This window comes from Nonomuraea sp. LPB2021202275-12-8, from assembly GCF_037044575.1.
Taxonomy (GTDB): domain Bacteria; phylum Actinomycetota; class Actinomycetes; order Streptosporangiales; family Streptosporangiaceae; genus Nonomuraea.
Map to the genome: position 1 here is coordinate 224892 of NZ_JBAHWD010000002.1, position 17195 is coordinate 242086.

Sequence of the window (17195 nt, forward strand, 5' to 3'; positions counted from 1 at the left end):
CCGATCGTCCAGGTCACGCGGATTCGCGGCGCACCAGGTGAGTGTCGAGTATCACCACGGGCTGGCGCAGCTCCTCGCCGTTGATCCGGGCCACCAGCAGCAGCGCCATCTGGCGGCCCATCGCCTCGGTCGGCTGGTGGACCGTGGTCAGCGGCGGGTCGGCGTGCAGCGCCGCCTTCGAGTCGTCGAAGCCGATCACCGCGACGTCCTCGGGGATGGCCCTGCCCGCCGCCTTGAGCACCCGCATCGCGCCCAGCGCCATCGGGTCGGAGGCGGCGAAGACCGCGTCGAGGTCGGGATGGGCGGCCAGCAGCTCGGCCATCGCCGACGCGCCGCTCTCCTCGGAGAAGTCGCCGTAGGCCACCAGCTCGGGCAGGCCGGAGGGAAGCACCGCGTCGCGGTAGCCCGCGAGCCGGTCGACGCCCACGCCCATGTCCTGGGAGCCGGCGATGACCGCGATCCGGGAACGGCCGAGGCCCAGCAGGTGTTTGACCGCCTGCCGCGCCCCCGCCCTGTTGTCCATGTCCACGTAGCTGTAAGGGGTGAGGCCGACGGGCCTGCCGCCCAGCACGGTCGGCACGCCCATCGCCTCCAGCCTGCCCGGCAGCGGGTCGGCGCCGTGCAGCGACAGCAGCAGCACGCCGTCGACGTGCTGCCCCGTCAGGTAGTGCTCCAGCCGGGCGTGCTCCGCGCGGGAGCGCGCCATGGCCAGGATCAGCTGCAGGCCCGTCTCCGTGAGCGCCGAGCCGATGCCCCGGATGGTGCCCGCGAAGTAGGGCTCGTCGAACAGCCGGCCCTCCGACTCCGACACGACCAGCGCGACCGTGTCGGTGCGGCGGGTGACCAGCGCCCGCGCGGCCCGGTTGGGGACGTAACCCAGCTCCTGGATCGCCTGCTGCACGGCTTCGCGGGCCTTCTCGCTGACGTTCGGCGAGCCGTTGATGACTCTCGACACCGTGCCTCGGCCGACCCCGGCCCGAGCTGCGACTGCCTCAAGAGTCGGTCGGTTCATGGCGCCTATTCTGCCGGATGATCTCGGCATACCAGATCGCGCTGTCCTTCAGCAGGCGCTCCTGGGTCTCGTAGTCGACCCGCACGAGCCCGAACCGCTTGCCGTAACCCCAGGCCCACTCGAAGTTGTCCATCAACGACCAGGCGAAGTAGCCCTCCAGCGGAACGCCGGAATCGATCGCGGTCTTGCAGGCGCGCAGGTGGGCGTCGAAGTAGGCGCGCCGCTCGGCGTCGTGCACCTGGCCGTCCTCCAGCACGTCCTCGAAGGCCGCGCCGTTCTCCGAGACCACCAGCGGGATCGGCGGGTACTCGCGCGCCACCGTCCGCAGCACCTCGACCAGGCCGCTCTCGTCGATCTCCCAGCCCATGGCGGTGACCGGGCGGCCCCCTTCCACGAACGACACGTGCTCGCTGCCGACCCACGGCGAGCCCGTCTCGACCGGCGCCGCGGCGGCGGACGCCCGCCCGTCGCCGGGCGCGCCCGAGACGGTGAAGCGGCTGTAGTAGTTCACCAGCAGCAGGTCGATCGGCGCGTTGATGGTCTTGAGGTCGCCGTCCTCGACGAAGGACATGTCCATCCCGAGGTCGTCGAGCACGTCCTCGGGATAGCGGCCGGTCAGCAGCGCGTCGAGGAAGAACCTGTTCTGCAGCCCGTCGATGCGGCGCGCCGCGTCCAGGTCCGCCTCGCTCGTGGTGGCCGGGGTGACCGCGTACAGGTTCACGCAGCCCCCCACCCGCCGCGCGTCCATGGCCTGTACGGCCAGGCCATGGGCGAGGTTCAAGTGGTGCGCGGCCCGGATCGCGTTCTCGGGCTCGCGGCGTCCCGGTGCGTGCTCGCCCGAGGCGTAACCCAGAAAGGCCGCGCACCACGGCTCATTGACGGTGCTCCACGTGTGCACCCTGTCGTGCAGCGCCTCGTGCACCGCCGCCGCGTAGTCGGCGAAGCGCAGCGCGGTGTCCCTGTTCGGCCAGCCGCCGGCGTCCTCCAGGGACTGCGGCAGGTCCCAGTGGTAGAGGGTCAGCCACGGGTCGATGCCGTGCGACAGGAGCTCGTCGGTGAGGCGCTTGTAGAAGTCGAGGCCCTTGTGGTTGACCGGCCCGGACCCGTCCGGCTGGACGCGCGGCCAGGACACCGAGAAGCGGTAGGCGCTCAGGCCCAGGTCCGCCATGATCCGGACATCGTCCCGGTAACGGTGGTAGTGGTCGATGGCCACCTCCGCGTGCTCGCCGCCGACCACCCTGCCAGGCGTTCTGGTGAACGTGTCCCAGATCGACGTGCCACGGCCGTCGGCCGTCACCGCGCCCTCGATCTGGTAGGCCGAGGTGGCCGCACCCCACGAGAACCCGGTAGGGAATCGCAGCTGGGAGCGGGTCTGCTCCTCCTGAGTCGTCACGCCTTGACCGCACCTTCCATCAGGCCGCCGACGATCTGGCGGCCGAACAGCACGAAAACCACGAAGAGAGGGAGAACCGAGGCGGCGGTGCCGGTGTACAGCATCACGTAGTCGGTGCCGTGGGCCTGGTTGAGCGCCGCGATCGACGTCTGCACCACCGGGTTCTCCGGCAGCAGCACGATCAGCGGCCACATGAACTCGTTCCACGTCTGCATGAACACCAGCAGTGCCAGCACCGCCATGCCCGGCCGCAGAGCGGGCAGGATGACCTTGCGGTAGATGCCCATCGTGGTGGCGCCGTCGACCCTGGCCGCCTCCACCAGTTCGTCGGGCACCGCCTGGGAGGCGTACTGCGTCATCATGAACACGCCGAACCCGTTCACCAGGAACGGCAGGATCACCGCCTGGAGCTGCCCGGTCCAGCCGAGCGTCACCATGAGCTCGTACAGCGGCACCACGCCCATCTGCTGCAGCGGCACCATCATCGTCACCAGGATCAGTCCCAGCAGGATCTTGGAGCCGCGGAAACGCAGCTTGGAGAAGGCGAAGCCGGCCAGCGTCGAGATGAGCACCACCGACACGGTCACGGTCACCGACACGATCGCGGAGTTGACCAGGCCCGTCACGAAGTAGGCGTCCTCGGTCGCCAGCAGCCGGCGGACGTTCTCGCCGAGCTCGCCCCCGGGCAGCAGCGGCGGAGGCACGTCGAGCGCCTCCTCGTTGGACCGGGTGGCCATGATGAACATGTAGTAGATCGGGAAGGCCGACAGCAGCAGAGCCAGTGCCAGCACCGCCTTCGTGAGAGCCCCTGCGTCCCACATGCGGCTTCCGGACTGGACGGTCGTCATCGCGAACCCCCGATACGACGTGTGAACCAGTAGTTGGCCGCGGTCCCGATCAGGATCAGCACGAACAGCAGCCAGGCGGCCGCCGAGGCGTAACCCATCTCGTAGTTGCGGAAGGCGGCCTCGACCACGAACATCGCCACCGTCTGGTACTGGCCGGTGGTGCCGCCCGTCATCTGCGGGTTGCCCTCGAACATCACCGGTTCGGTGAAGAGCGTCAGGCCGCCGATGGTGGAGATGAAGACGACGAACACGATGGTCGGCCGCAGCATCGGAATGGTGATCTGCCAGAACTGCCTGCGCGCGGACGCGCCGTCGAGCGCCGCGGCCTCGTAGAGATCCTTGGGGATCGTCTGCATGGCGGCCAGCAGGATGATGGCGTTGTAGCCCGTCCACCGCCAGTCGATCATGGTGGAGATGGCGACCCAGGACGACCACTTCTCGTTCTGCCAGGCGATCGGCTCGATGCCGACCAGGCCGAGCATCCAGTTGAACAGGCCGTAGTCGCGGGCGAACAGCCCGCTGAAGATGACCGCCACGGCCACGACCGAGGTCACCAGCGGCAGCAGCACGCCCAGGCGGAGCAGCAGCCTGCCGCGCAGCCGCTTGTTGAGCGCGTTGGCCAGCAGCAGTGCGAGCACGATCTGGGGAATGGTGGACATGACGAACATGCCGACCGTGTTGAACACCGCGTTCCAGAACTCGGCGTCCGCGATGAGCTCGGTGTAGTTCGACAGGCCGGTGAAGCTCTTGTCCCCGGCGAGCTCCCAGTCGTGCAGGGAGAGCCAGAGGGTGTACCCGAGGGGGAAGATCCCGAAGATGGCGAAGAGGAGGAAATAGGGGGACACCAGGAGGTAGGGCATACCCCTGACGTCGAAGCGCGCCATCCGCCGGCGCGGCGCCGTCCGCTTCCCGGACGCATGCCGCGGGGGCGCTAGTTGGAGAGTCATGGAAGCCTTTCGAGCCGGTTCGGGAGGAGGTGGCGCCCACCCGGGGGGATGGGGAGGCGCCACCCGTTCCAGAGGGCGGCGAGCGGTCAGCCCGCTGCCTTGACGCCCGCGGCCGTGAACTTCGACCAGGCCTCCGCGTAGCTCACCGCGCCCTGGTCCATGCCTTCGATCACCTTCTCCACCGAGGTCTTCACCTGGGCGTGCTTCTCGCCCAGGAAGACCGGCTGCAGGTCCTTCACCGAGGTGGAGAAGATCTCCCCGGTCGGCACGTCGTTGAAGTACTCGTTCTTCAGGCCGGCGACCTCAGGGTCCTGCTGGGCGGGGATGGAGCTCGGGAAGGCGCCCGCCTCCTTGAAGGCCGCGATGTGGCCTTCCTTGCCCGTGAGGTAGTTCAGCACCTCGGCGGCTTCCTTCGGGTGCTTGGTCTGCTTGGGGACGGCGAGCCAGGAGCCGCCCCAGTTGCCGGTGCCGCCGGGCACGGCCGCGACGTCCCAGTTGCCCTTGTTGCTTTCACCGGCGGCGCCGGAGATGACGCCGAGCATCCACGACGGGCAGCCCATGGTGGCGAAGTCGCCGCCCTTGATGGCCTTGGTCCACGGCGGGCTGAAGGCCTGCAGCTTGGCGGTCATGCCTTCCTGGCTGAACTTCTGGACCCAGTCGAAGGCCGTCTTGACGGCCGGGTTGGTCTCGATCACGAGCTGGTTGCTCTTGTCGAAGTAGGAGATGTTGCCGTTCTTCGGCGCCTCCTGCGACAGGATCACGTTGTAGATCGTGTTCGGGCCGTCCATCCACTTGGCGTCCTTGGTGGCGGCCTGGAACTTCTTGCCGGTCTCCAGGTAGGCGTTCCAGTCGGGCCACAGCTTGGCGACCTCTTCGCGTTCGGTCGGCAGGCCGGCCTTCTCGAACAGGTCCTTGCGGTAGCACATCGTCATGCCGCCGATGTCGGTGCCGAGGGCGAACAGCTTGCCGTCGGCGTTGACGCCCGTCTCCCACTTGGCGGCGGGGAAGTCGGCCTTGCGGTCCTGCAGGCCGTGCTCGCCGAGGTCGGTGAAGAACTGCGGGCGGGCGGCCAGGAGGCCCATCGCACCCTCGTCGATGCCGACGATGTCGCCGGCGCCGCTGCCGGCCTGAAGGCGCTGAAGCAGCTGCGGCAGGTAGACGTCCTCGAATCTGTCGGTCAGGTTGGAGTACTTGACCTGGATGTTCGGGTGTTCGGCGTTCCACTTCTTGACGGCTTCGTCATAGCCGAAGTTCTCGCCGGCGCCGAAGGTGTGCACGTTGATCGTGACCGGCTCGGCCGCCGCCGTCGCGCCGGCCGTGGAGGCCGGCGTCGCCGGGTCGCCACCGCACGCGGCTGTCATGGCGGCCAGCGCGGTGACCACGACTCCGGTCACAAAAAAGCGCTTGTGGTTCGTCATTCCGTACCCCTTTTGGGTGTGGATCGTGGGAGGTGCATCGCGACAGTCCCGCGATTAGGAGGTCGTTTGGGAGCGCTCCCACAAAGAGTGCCCGTACGGCGTCCGGGCGTCAACGTCCCGAAACTCAACCGTTACCTGGGTGGTGATTTGGTGTCCGAGAAGCGGATTTCCGGGCGAGAATCGCCCATAGAGCTATTTGGGAGCGCTCCCATCCCATGCGCACCGTTTCTGCCCCACTCCGGTCGAACCCCAGCCATTCGGGCCGGTGTCAGTCGCAGGCGGCGGCGCGCTCCCGCAGGAGGGCGCGCTCGCGCTCGTTGCGCGTCAGGGTGGCCGCCCGCTCGAACTCGGCCCTGGCATCGGCCGTGCGGCCCAGCTTGAACAGCAGGTCACCACGCACGCTCGGCAGCAGGTGGTAGCCCTTCAGCGCCGGATCGTCCACGATCTGGTCGATCAGCGCCAGCCCGGCGGCGGGGCCGTAGGCCATGCTCAGCGCGACCGCGCGGTTGAGCTCGACCACCGGCGAGCGCGAGATCCTCGCCAGCGACTCGTACAGCGCCGCGATGCGCGGCCAGTCGGTCTCCGCCGCGGTGAACGCCCGCGCGTGGCAGGCGGCGATGGCGGCCTGCAGCGCGTAGGGGCCCATGGCGCCGCCGAGGCCCTCCACCCGATCGAGCGCGGCCAGGCCGCGGCGGATGAGCAGCCGGTCCCAGCGGGCCCGGTTCTGCTCCAGCAGCAGGACGGGCTCGCCGGACGGGCCGACGCGCGCGGCGGAGCGCGAGGCCTGGATCTCCATCAGCGCCACCAGCCCGTGCACCTCGGGCTCCTTCGGCATCAGCCCGGCCAGCACCCGGCCGAGCCGCAGCGCGTCCTCGCAGAGCCCGGGCCGCATCCAGTCGTCGCCGGCCGTCGCGGCGTAGCCCTCGTTGAAGATCAGGTAGATGACCTCCAGCACGGACGAGAGCCGGCGGGCGAGCTCCTCGCCCTGGGGCACCTCGAACGGCACCTGCTGGGCGGTCAGCGTCCGCTTGGCCCGCACGATGCGCTGCGCGACCGTCGGCTCCGGCACCAGGAACGCCCGGGCGATCTCGTCGGTGGACAGCCCGCCCAGCACCCGCAGGGTGAGCGCCACCCGCGCCTCGGTCGACAGCACCGGATGGCAGGCGATGAACACCAGCCGCAGCAGGTCGTCCTCGATCTCGTCCACCTCGGGCTGGTGGCCCTCGTCGCCGAGCTCGGCCAACTCGGCGCGGCCGAGCTCGACCAGCTTGCGCTCGAACCGCTCCTGGCGGCGGATCATGTCGATGGCCCGCCTCTTCGACACGGCCATCAGCCACGCGCCCGGATTGCGTGGCACCCCGGACTCGGGCCACTGCTCCAGCGCCGCGACCAGCGCGTCCTGCGCGAGCTCCTCCGCCAGGCCGATGTCGCGCACCAGCCGGGTCAGCCCGGCGATGAGCCTGGCGGCCTCGATCCGCCACACCGCCTCGATCGCCTGATGCGTCTCGGAAGCAGTCACCGGCCCATGACAACAGCCCGCGCCGCCCGGCGCAACTCGCGCGCCACGCCGGCCGCCACACTGGCCGCCACGCCGGGCATCGCGGGGGGACGGCGCGTTCAGCTGCGCCGTGCTCCGCGGAGGTCGCTCAGGACTCCTGCCTGTCCTCCAGGGTCTCGCGCAGTGCCGCCTCGCGCTGGGCCGTCTCGGGGCTCAGCGACGATTCGGGCATGTCCGTCGCGTCGAAGACCTGCCAGACGTCGAGTCCGATGCCGTCATGTCCCGGCGGCACCGGAACGCGCAGCGCCCATTCGAGAGCCTCCTCCCGGGACTTGACCTGGATCAGCCAGAACCCGGCGATGAGCTCCTTGGCCTCGGCGAACGGGCCGTCGATCACCTTGGCCTTGCCGCCGCTGTAGGCGATCTGCGCCCCCTGCGAGCTCGGGTAGAGCCCCTCGGCCGCCAGCAGCACGCCCGCCTTCACCAGGGCCTCGTTGTAGGCCATCATGTTGTCGACCAGCTCCTGGCTGGGCATCACGCCGGCCTCGGTCTCCTCGCTGGCCTTGCCCACGATCATGAACTTCACGGTGCGATCTCCCTCTCGTCCGGACGGCTCCCTGCGGGGCCCTCATCGACGCGTCGAACCACCGGCGGCCGGATCGACACACGTGTGGAGATTTTTCCGGAAACGTGGAGAGCGCGCATCCGCAACCGGGATGCGCGCTCTCGACGGGGCAAAGTACTGCGGGGTGAAGTGGCCGCTATCAGGCGGCGTACCGCGGGTAGCCGTAGCCGACGACCTGCGACTTGGGACGGACGCGCTCCTCGACCTTGCCGTTGCCGGTGTTGCCTTCGATCGTGGAGATCGTGCCGTTCCGGTTGTCCTTGACGACGAAGCCGACGTGCTGGATGGAGTCGATGCTCTTGCCGCCGTTCCAGGAGAAGAAGACGACGGCTCCGGGCTTGGCGACGGTGCCCCAGCGGTTGTTGTTCTTGAACCACCTGGCATGCGTCACGGTGTAGGCGTCCCAGCCGACCTGGGGACGGGCGCCGGTCTGCTCGCCGACCCAGGAGACGAACATCGCGCACCAGGCGGCGTTCAGGTAGGCGGTGGGGTCGCCCCCGTCGCGCCGGACGGTCTCCATGGCGCGGGGGGACCGGGCGTACCACTGCTGGAACTTGGTGCCGCCGCCGCGGGCGTTCTCGGACGTGCCGACCTGCTGCCTGGCCAGTTCCAGGACCTGTGAGGCGGTCACATTGATCTTGTTCGCGTCGTCGGGCTTGTTCTGCTTGGAAACGTTATCCTGCACGGCGGGGGTCGCGTAGGCCGGAACGGCGGCGGTGCCCAGCGCGGTGGCGATGATGGTCGCGCCGAGGGCGGCGCGCAGGTGGTCTGACTTCAGGGCACGAGCAAGACGGTGCTTCGCCATCGAGGGGGTTAACTCCTTGCTTCCATGCCGCTTACCGGGTTAGCTGACGGGTTCGGGCGTGGAAGCTGCCCTACGGCACCGATGGTGCCGATTCACCCCAAAGGACGTGGGTCCCCGGTTCCGCACATGGCGGATTCAGCGGTCACAGGGGGATCCTGTGATGCGTACATTGCGATGGTTTGGCAACGAACGGATAAACCGGACGTATGCCTCGAATGCCCCACAAGGTAATACACACGGCAAGAGGATTACAAGCGCATAAACCGCCAGTTAGGGGACTTGCCCGCGAGCGTCGGCCAGAAGTCCCATCATGGCAAGGGTTTCGTCAAGAGGCATGATCGCGCTCTCCGTCCGATTCTTTACCAAACAGGCCCTGACCTCGCGCAGCTCTCCGGCGTAGCCGTTGTCCGCGGGATCGAGCACGTGCTCCTCCGGCTCCATCGACGGCCCGCTGAGCACCACCCGCCGCGGCGCCCAGAACGGGGCGTCGATGTCGGCGCGCATCTCGGTGCCCACCACGCTGGCGGAGTTGGGGTAGTGGCCGAGCAGCGAGACGTCCACCAGGGCGCGCCTGCCACCCGGGTAGAGCAGCACCCCGGCCGCCTCCGCGTCCACCCCCGAGGGCGCCAGCGAACCCGTCAGGTGCATGCCCGACGGCATGCCGAGCAGGAGCTGAGCCAGCCCGAGCGGGTAGATCCCCAGGTCGAGCAGCGCGCCCCCGCCAAGCTCCGGCGCCCAGAGCCGGTGCGCGGGATCGTAGGGCAGCGCGAACCCGAACGAGGCGTGCACCGAGCGGATCTCGCCGAAACGGGGGTCGGCGGCCAGCATCTGGATGAGCGGGTTGAACCGCATCCACATCGCTTCCATCAGGAACACCCCGGCCTCGCGGGCCAGGCGCACCATGCGCTCGGCGTCGGCCACGGTGGCGGCGAGCGGCTTCTCGCACAGCACCGCCTTGCCCGCCGCGATCGCGGCCTCGGCCACCTCGAGGTGCTGGGCGTGCGGGGTGGCCACGTAGACGGCGTCGACCGCGGGGTCGGCGCACAGTTCGGCGTAGGAGCCGTAGGCGGACTCGGCGCCCAGCGTCGCGGCCAGCGCCTCGGCCCTGCCGAGGTCGCGGGAGCCGACGGCGGCCACCCGCATCCCGGGTTCGGCCACGATCGCCGCGCCCACGGTCCGAGCGATGCCACCTGTTGCCGCTATGCCCCACGTCAGATCTCGCACGCGGAGATCGTACTGATATATCCGCTCATGCGGTATCTGACCGATTCACCCGAACTGGTCGGGGTCGGCGCCGAGCCGCCGCCCGCGGTTCAGCGCCCCGATGGCCGCCATGTCCTCATGGTCGAGCGTGAAGTCGAACACCTCGAAGTTCTCCTTGATCCGCGACGGGGTGACGGACTTCGGGATGGCCACGTTGCCGAGCTGGATGTGCCAGCGCAGCACGATCTGGGCGGGCGTCCTGCCGTGCTTCTCCGACAGCACCGTGAGCGCGGGGTCCTCCAGCAGCCCCTTGCCCTGGCCCAGCGGACCCCACGCCTCGGTGAGGATGCCGTTCTTGTCATGGAACTCGCGCATCTGCTTCTGCTGGAAGTAGGGGTGCAGCTCGATCTGGTTGACGCAGGGGATGATGTCGGTCTCGTCCATGAGCCGCGTCAGCGTGTCGATCGTGAAGTTGGACACGCCGATGGCCTTGGCCTGGCCGTCCCGGTAGATCTTCTCCACCTCGCGCCAGGCCTGCACGTACCTGTCCTGCTTCGGCGCCGGCCAATGGATCAGGTAGAGGTCGACGTAGTCCAGGCCGAGCCTCGCCAGGCTCTCGTCGAAGGCCCCCCGCACCCGGCCGTGGTCGTCGTTCCACAGCTTGGTGGTGACGAAGACCTTCCTCCGCGGGATATCCGACGCGCGCACCGCCCGCCCCACGCCCTCCTCGTTGCCGTAGATCGTCGCGGTGTCGATGTGGCGGTAGCCGATGTCCAGCGCGGTCTTCACCACCCGCTCGGTCTCGGCGCCGGACACCTGCCAGACGCCGAAGCCGAGCTGAGGGATCTCTACGCCGTCTCTGTAAAGCCGTAGCGAGTTCATACCCTCCATTGTTCACGTCCCGTTCCGAGCGGCTTAAGCAGCCCGGGCTAGCTTGAAGCGGTCCTGAACGGGCCATCACCTGGCTGGGAGAACAAGTGGTCAAACAGGCGTCGGCCTGGGTGGAGTCCCCGCTCCAGATGCTGTGCGCCGTCGAGGCCCACCACGCGGGGCTGATGGGGCCTGCCACCGCCGTGGTGCCGCGGGCGAAGCTGCGCGCGTTGAAGGCGACCCGGCGGGAGCTGAGCCGCCTCGCCCTGCCCGAGGGGCTTGAGCTGGCCGAACCGTGCGAACGCATGCCACACCGGCTCCGAGCCGTCGGCGACGCCTTCTCCGGCAAGGTCCAGCTGCGCTGGCTCACCGCCCTGCCCGGCCGCATCGTGGTCGTGGACGACGGGCTGGCCACGATCCGGCTGCTGGAGCTGCTGGCGTCGGGACCGTACCGGCCGCTGCTGCGCGCGCGGGCCGAGCCCGGAGCGCTCCGGGCGGCGCTGGGACTGGCCGCGGCCGTCAGGCTGCGCGCCGGGAGCGTCACGGTGTTCACCGCCCTGCCCGTGCCCGGCGACCTGGCCGACGCCGTCCGGAAAGCCGGCGTCGAGCTGGTGCGCCACGACTTCACCTGGCTGCGCGGGCAGCCGCTCGGCGAGCCGGGCCCCGCCGAGCGGACCGTCGTGCTCGGCACCTCGCTGGTCAGGAACGGCCTGGTGCGCCGCGACCGCTACCTGTCCTGGCTGATGGAGCTCGCCTCGCGGGAGCCGCTCGCCTACTATCCGCACCGCCGCGAGGACCCGGTGGACGTGGCGCTGATCCGGGAGCGTCCCGGCATCACCGTGCACGACGCGGGCGTGCCCGCCGAGCTGAGACTGCGCGGGCTCGACCCCGGCCAGCGGGTGGTCAGCCTGCCCTCCACCGCGATCTCCTCGCTGCGGGTGCTGCTCGGCCCGCGCGGCGTCGCGGTGGAGCCCGTCGACGTCCCCGATGACTGGTGGACCAGCAGGGCGGCTCCCGCGCTGCGCTCACATCTCACGCAAGTGACACGGATGACAGGAGTGACGGGGTGAGAGTGCTGGCGGTCGCCGACTCCGACTCGTATCTGAAATGGGCGGCCTGCCTGCTGGGCGACCTGCCGGAGGGCTGCGAGAGCGAGCTCCTGGTGGTGCGCACCCCGATCGCCCCGTCGGCGGCGCAGATCGCCGCCGCCGTGGGCGGCCGGCCCGTACCGCCCGTGCTGTCGGCGCGGGCGGTGCGCCGCGCGGCCGAACGGTCCAGGCCGGACGTGATCCTGGTGGCCTGTACCGGGCCCGTGGTGGACGTGCTGGTGGCCGAGGTGCTCGAGGGGCTGCGGCCCAGGCCGGTGTTCGTGACCGGGCTGCCCGGCATCTCGGTGCCCGCCACCGAGAAGGCGTGGCTGTTCCGCAGCGGCTGTGACCTGTTCGTGGTGCACAGCGAGCGGGAGGTGGCCGAGTTCGCCGCCATCGCCTCCCGGCTGGGCGGCGGAGGGACGATCGGACTGGCCAGGCTGCCGTTCCTGCGCCCCGGCGCGGAGCGGGCCGACGGCGACCGGGTGGTGTTCGCCACCCAGGCCAAGGTGCCGCGCGCCCGCGACGACCGCGAGCGCATCCTGCGCTCGCTGGCCGAGCTGGCCGAGCGCAGGCCCGACCTGGACGTGGTGGTGAAGCTGCGCGCCCTGGAGGACGAGCAGCAGACCCACCGCGAGCGCCACCACTACCAGCGGCTCTGGCGCGAGCTGGGGGAGCCGGGCAGGCTGCGGTTCGAGGCGGGCTCGATGCGCGAGCACCTGTCGAAGGCGGCCGGGTTCGTCACCGTCAGCTCCACCGCGGCGCTGGAGGCCATCGCTCAGGACGTGCCGCTGCTGGTGCTGAGCGACTTCGGCGTCAGCGCCGAGATGATCAACCTGGTGTTCGAGGGCAGCGGCCTGCTCGGCACCCTCGACGAGCTGGCCGTGGGCGGCTTCCGCGAGGCCGAGCCGGCGTGGTGCGCCGCGAACTACTTCCATCCCGCCGCGCGGAACGACTGGGCCGGGCTGCTGGCCGGGCTGACGATCTCCCGGCCCCGGATTCCCGCCAGGTCGCTGCTCGACGGGCCCGAGCACGCCGCCGCCCGCCGCCGGGCCCGGCTGCGCGTGGAGATCCCGCCCACCATGCTCCGCGCGGGCCGGCGGGTCCGCCGCTACCTGAAGGTGCTCACCTAGAGGGCCGACCTGAGCCGCTTGCGGAAGCGGCTCAGCGCCGTCGGTTTCGGCAGCAGGTCCAGGGCTTCCAGGCGCTTGCGCTTGAAGTAGCGCGGGTCGAAGTCGATCGCGTCCGGGCGCAGGCCGGGGTAGGCGTCCGCCTGCATGCAGTAGCCGACGGTACTGACGAGGGCCTGGATGTCCGGCTCCGACGGCCGGTCGACGGGGCCGTCGGCCGACAGGCGGGGCAGGAGGGCGTCGACGATGGTGACCGGGATCCTGTTGCTGTTCTCGTACGGCGTCAGGCGTTCCAGGACCAGGTCCGTGCCGTGGGTGGCGACCTGGAGGCCGAAGTAGCGGCCGGCCGTGACCAGCGCGGTGGAGAAGCAGCCGACCACCAGCTCGGGGCGGAGCGCAGCGAAGCAGGCCTCGGCGGGCACGCTCTCCCCGGCCACCAGCAGGCGCACGCCGAGAGGGGCGGCCGCGGCCCGGAGGAGCCGGGCGTGCCCGCGGCCCGCCGCCGGATGCGGTTTGAAGACGACGGTCCGGTGGCCGCGGGCCGCCAGGCCGCGCAGCATCGACTCGTGCAGCGCCGCCTCCTCCTCGGGGGTGACGATCTCCAGCGCCGACAGATACTGGCCGAGGATCATCGCCTCCGCCGCGAGCATGTCGGGGGCGGTCGCCGTGACCTCGGCCACCACCGCCAGGAAGGCCGCCTCGGAGATCGTCGCCGCCGGGACGCCGTACTCGCTGAGCAGCAGGGGCGTCAGGCCGGGAACGAGGTCCAGGTGCAGCAGGCGGGTGATCCGGCGGAAGATCTCGGCGGGCAGCGGGTCGCGGGTCGGGCCGTAGCTCATCAGGCCGTCGGAGTAGACGGTGATGGGACAGTCGCGCACCAGGCCCGCGATGGTGCGGGCCGGCGGGACCGCGATCGACTCCAGCACCAGCTCGTCCACCGCGCCGAGCCCGAGCCGGGCGTTGACGAGGCGCTCCAGCATCGGCACCTCGATCACCCGGGCCCGCCAGTCCGACGGGTGCAGCGGGGCGATCAGGTCATTCCAGGAGTGCACCTCGTCGAAGCGGGAGCGCAGCGCCGAGAAGCCGGGGGCGCCGTCGAGCGGCACCGCCACCTCCGGGATCACCGCGTTGTTCGACACCAGCAGGACCCTGCGGCCCTCGCCGAAGGCGCCGTCGTCGATGGCCGCCGCCAGCGACATGGCGCCGAACAGGGTCGAGGCGTAGAAGACGGTCGTCATGTGTCCTCCCGGACGCGGTGCCTGCGGGAGTCCCCGGGCAGGCTCGGCAGCAGCGCCCGCAGCACGGCCTCGCGTTCGGGGGACATCCCCGACACCGCCTCGGTCACGAGCTCGGCCGGCAGCGCGCCCGCCGTCTGGGCGCCGCGCTCCTCGAAGCGGGCCCGGAGCGCCGGCGTGAACCGGTCGGCGATCTCCAGGTGGTGGGCCAGCAGCGCGCAGAAGTTCCGCACCGCCTTGGGCAGGAACTCCTCTTCCAGATCCTTGAACACCAGGTCGAAGGCGTCGAAGAAATGCAGCTGCCGCTCGTCGCCGACCTGCGTGAGCGAGCCGGACACCTGCCGCCGGTAGAACACCCCGGCCAGCGACACCACCGCGAACGACGCCGCCTCCCGGTGCAGCCGCCAGATCCACGGCCGGTCCTCCGCCGTGTGCAGCGAGCCGGGAAAGCGCAGCAGGTCGCCCAGCGAGCGGCGGTAGACGCCCGCCCACGCGTACGGGTAGTCCACCATGGTCCGCACCCCGGCCGGCAGGATCGCCGACCGGGGGTCGTGCACCGCGCCCCGCCGCGCCAGCGGGGCCCGGTGCACGACCCGCTTGCGCCCCTCGACCTGTACGTGGTCGGCGCGTACGAAGTCGCAGCCGAGCCCGTCGACAGCCTCGACGAGCCGTGCCAGATAGCCGGGGGCGAGCCAGTCGTCGCCGTCCATGAACGTGACGTACCGGCCGGACGCGGCCGACAGCCCGGCGTTGCGCGCGTCCGCCAGCCCCAGTGGCGCCGGGTTGCGGAGCACGGCCAGGCCGGGCAGGTCGGCGCGGAAGTCCTCGGCGATGTCGCCGGTCGCGTCCACCGACCCGTCGTCCACCACGATGAACTCGAAGTCGTGCCGGGCGTTGCGGCAGAGCGAGGCGAGCGCGTCCGCGAGGAACCGCTCGCCGTCGCGCACCGGCACGACGACCGAGAGAGTGATCAATGTGGGTCTCCACGTGCGGGACGGGCCCGCACAGGCCGGGGTCGGTCAGACGGTCACGCGGCGCAGGCGGGCCTTGGGGGCCTCCTCGCCGGGGAAGACGCGCTTGACGCCGTCGCCCATGGCCTGCTCGATGACGCGGATGTCCCGCACCAGGTGCTCCAACCCGGCGGGCTCCAGGGAGGCCGCGTGGTCCGAGCCCCACATGGTGCGGTCGAGCGTGATGTGCCGCTCCACGCAGACCGCGCCGAGCGTGACCGCGGCCAGCGAGATCTGCAGGCCGCGCTCGTGCCCGGAGTAGCCGACCGGCACGCCGTACCGCTCCTTGAGCGTGGTGATCGTCCGCAGGTTGGCCTCCTCCGGCGGGAGGGGATAGGTGGAGGTGGCGTGCATCATGATCAGGTTGTCGGTGCCGAGGATCTCCACGGCCCGGTCGATCTCCGACAGCGTGGACATGCCGGTCGACAGGATGATCGGCTTGCCGGTGGCGGCCAGGGCGCGCAGCAGCTCGTGGTCGGCGACGCCGGCCGAGGCCACCTTGTGCACCGCCACGTCCATCTCTTCCAGGAAGTCCACCGACGGCACGTCCCACGGCGAGGCGAACCAGTGCAGGCCGCGCTCGTCGCAGTACTTGGCGATCTGCCGGTACTCGTCGCGGCCGAACTCGGTGCGCTCCTTGTACTCCAGGTACGTCATCTCGCCCCACGGCGTCTGCCTGATCTGGCCCTTCTGCTCTTCGGGCACGCAGATCGCCGGGGTGCGCTTCTGGAACTTGACCGCCTGGCAGCCCGCGCCGGCCGCCACGTCGATGAGGCGGCGGGCGAGGTCGAGGTCGCCGTTGTGGTTGATGCCGATCTCGCCGATCACGTAGACGGGCTCGCCGTCGCCGACCAGCACGTCGCCGATCGCCACCGGGCCGAGCCTGGGCCGCGCCCGGGTCTCGGCGACGGGCTGCTCGGGACGCGCGGCCACGACGCGGTCGCACAGCTCGCGCACCGCGCCGGATCCGCCCGGCCTGGTCAGCACCACCCGGGCGGCGGCGCGCACGCGCGGGTGCGCGTCGGGCGTCGCGATCGGCCAGCCGACCTCGGCCATCGGGCCCAGGTCGTTGACGTCGTTGCCGACGTAGGCGACGCGGGCCGGGTCGAGGCCCTCGATGGTCAGCCAGTCGCGCAGCACGGTCCGCTTCTCGGCCAGCCCCTGCAGCACCGGCACGCCCAGCTTGCGGGCGCGGGCGGCCACCACCGGGTTGTGCTCGGTGGACATGACCAGCACCTTCACCCCGGAGCGCCTCAGCAGCGACACGCCCATCCCGTCGGAGCGGCTGACCAGCACCATCTCGCGGCCGTCGGAGTCGATGTACGCGCGGTCGTCGGTGTGCACCCCGTCGAAGTCGGTGATGACGGCGTCCACGTCGATCGGCTCGGGCACGTCGACGAACGGGGCGAGCGCCCGCACGATCTCCAGGTCCTCGGGCGTGTCCACCTCGACGGCGTGCCGCGACGGCACCTCCTGCACGGCCACCTCGCCGAAGAAGCGGTGTCCGTGCTCGCGCAGCCCGGCCGTGCGCATCACGTAGAACGCGCCCGTCTCCCTCACCTGGGCTTCCAGGTCCTGTCTGCGCGGGCGCAGCGACGGGTCGTGGTTGATCCCGGCGCCGGTCGTGGTCCACAGGAACTCGTGCGTCGGCAGGCCGGAGAAGACCGCGTCGGCCTGTCCGTCCAGCACCGTGCGCACGGCCGCGGACAGGTCGTCCGGATTGATGAACGCGCTCGTGCACTGCACCAGCACGACGACCTCGGGGTCGTCGCCGAGCTCGTCGAGAGCGTGCAGCACCGCCGACTCGCTGGAGGCCGTCGCGCCGCTCAGCTCCGCCGGGCGGTCCACCACCCGCGCCCCCGCCTGCGCGGCGGCCTCGGCGATGCCCGCGTGGTCGGTGCTGACCACCACCTCGTCCACCAGCTCGGCCCTCAGGCAGGCGCGCACCGCGCGGGCCACCAGCGGGATGCCTCCGACAGGCGCGAGGTTCTTCAGTGGTACGCCCGCCGAACCTCCACGGGCGGGAACTACGGCCAGGACTCGCAACGTGACTCCTCTAGTGCTCCGGGTTGCATCCAGAAGCTAGAGGGACCGGTTGAACTGGCAGCGTCCC

At 70.6% G+C, this 17195-nt stretch carries 15 protein-coding genes and 1 riboswitch; of the genes, 2 read left to right on the forward strand and 13 right to left on the reverse strand.

The genetic code is table 11. The annotated features are described in order from the left end of the window. Positions 1-13: 13 nt before the first annotated feature. The 10 genes from V5E28_RS04860 to V5E28_RS04905 form a co-directional block, all read right to left on the reverse strand. A complete protein-coding gene (locus V5E28_RS04860; protein ID WP_336205135.1) occupies positions 14-1012 on the reverse strand; it encodes a LacI family DNA-binding transcriptional regulator in 999 nt (332 codons plus the stop codon). After that, entirely contained in the window at positions 993-2405 is a 1413-nt protein-coding gene (locus V5E28_RS04865; RefSeq protein WP_336205136.1) for a GH1 family beta-glucosidase, read from the reverse strand. The genes V5E28_RS04860 and V5E28_RS04865 overlap by 20 nt, the downstream gene beginning before the upstream one ends. Further along, on the reverse strand, positions 2402-3253 hold the full coding sequence (locus tag V5E28_RS04870; protein WP_336205137.1) for a carbohydrate ABC transporter permease: 852 nt from the start codon (positions 3251-3253) through the stop codon (positions 2402-2404). The genes V5E28_RS04865 and V5E28_RS04870 overlap by 4 nt, the downstream gene beginning before the upstream one ends. Next, on the reverse strand, positions 3250-4200 hold the full coding sequence (locus V5E28_RS04875) for a carbohydrate ABC transporter permease (RefSeq protein WP_442945771.1): 951 nt from the start codon (positions 4198-4200) through the stop codon (positions 3250-3252). Before V5E28_RS04875 ends, V5E28_RS04870 begins: the two co-directional genes overlap by 4 nt. Before the next feature lie 86 nt (positions 4201-4286). Beyond that, a complete protein-coding gene (locus tag V5E28_RS04880) occupies positions 4287-5618 on the reverse strand; it encodes an ABC transporter substrate-binding protein (protein WP_336205139.1) in 1332 nt (443 codons plus the stop codon). Positions 5619-5886: 268 nt separating this feature from the next. Then, the gene (locus V5E28_RS04885) at positions 5887-7137 is read right to left on the reverse strand and encodes an RNA polymerase sigma factor (RefSeq protein ID WP_336205140.1); all 1251 of its coding nucleotides are present in this window, start codon (positions 7135-7137) and stop codon (positions 5887-5889) included. 127 nt (positions 7138-7264) lie between these two features. After that, positions 7265-7693, reverse strand: a complete 429-nt coding sequence (locus V5E28_RS04890) for a YciI family protein (RefSeq protein WP_336205423.1) — start codon at positions 7691-7693, stop codon at positions 7265-7267. Between the two features lie 187 nt (positions 7694-7880). After that, complete coding sequence (locus V5E28_RS04895; RefSeq protein WP_336205141.1) at positions 7881-8546, reverse strand: CHAP domain-containing protein; 666 nt, start codon at positions 8544-8546, stop codon at positions 7881-7883. Positions 8547-8559: 13 nt separating this feature from the next. Further along, positions 8560-8697, reverse strand: a riboswitch (cyclic di-AMP (ydaO/yuaA leader). A 119-nt stretch (positions 8698-8816) separates the two neighbouring features. Further along, positions 8817-9770: a Gfo/Idh/MocA family protein gene (locus V5E28_RS04900; protein ID WP_336205142.1), complete on the reverse strand. Its 954-nt coding sequence runs from the start codon at positions 9768-9770 to the stop codon at positions 8817-8819. A 45-nt stretch (positions 9771-9815) separates the two neighbouring features. Then, complete coding sequence (locus V5E28_RS04905; RefSeq protein ID WP_336205143.1) at positions 9816-10631, reverse strand: aldo/keto reductase; 816 nt, start codon at positions 10629-10631, stop codon at positions 9816-9818. 95 nt (positions 10632-10726) lie between these two features. Between V5E28_RS04905 and V5E28_RS04910 the strand changes: the two genes are divergently transcribed. Both V5E28_RS04910 and V5E28_RS04915 read left to right on the forward strand, forming a co-directional pair. Further along, positions 10727-11689 (forward strand): hypothetical protein, encoded by a 963-nt coding sequence (locus tag V5E28_RS04910; RefSeq protein WP_336205144.1) that lies wholly within the window; start codon positions 10727-10729, stop codon positions 11687-11689. Beyond that, positions 11686-12840, forward strand: coding sequence for a DUF6716 putative glycosyltransferase (locus V5E28_RS04915; protein WP_336205145.1), 1155 nt, complete (start codon positions 11686-11688; stop codon positions 12838-12840). The genes V5E28_RS04910 and V5E28_RS04915 overlap by 4 nt, the downstream gene beginning before the upstream one ends. Here the strand turns inward: V5E28_RS04915 and V5E28_RS04920 are convergent. From V5E28_RS04920 to V5E28_RS04930, 3 genes are read right to left on the reverse strand one after another with little or no spacing between them, the layout of a single operon-like run. Beyond that, on the reverse strand, positions 12837-14075 hold the full coding sequence (locus tag V5E28_RS04920) for a polysialyltransferase family glycosyltransferase (protein ID WP_336205146.1): 1239 nt from the start codon (positions 14073-14075) through the stop codon (positions 12837-12839). The genes V5E28_RS04915 and V5E28_RS04920 overlap by 4 nt on opposite strands. Continuing rightward, positions 14072-15046, reverse strand: a complete 975-nt coding sequence (locus tag V5E28_RS04925; RefSeq protein WP_336205147.1) for a glycosyltransferase family 2 protein — start codon at positions 15044-15046, stop codon at positions 14072-14074. The genes V5E28_RS04920 and V5E28_RS04925 overlap by 4 nt, the downstream gene beginning before the upstream one ends. Before the next feature lie 45 nt (positions 15047-15091). Next, a complete protein-coding gene (locus V5E28_RS04930) occupies positions 15092-17128 on the reverse strand; it encodes an N-acetylneuraminate synthase family protein (protein ID WP_336205148.1) in 2037 nt (678 codons plus the stop codon). Between the last annotated feature and the right edge of the window lie 67 nt (positions 17129-17195).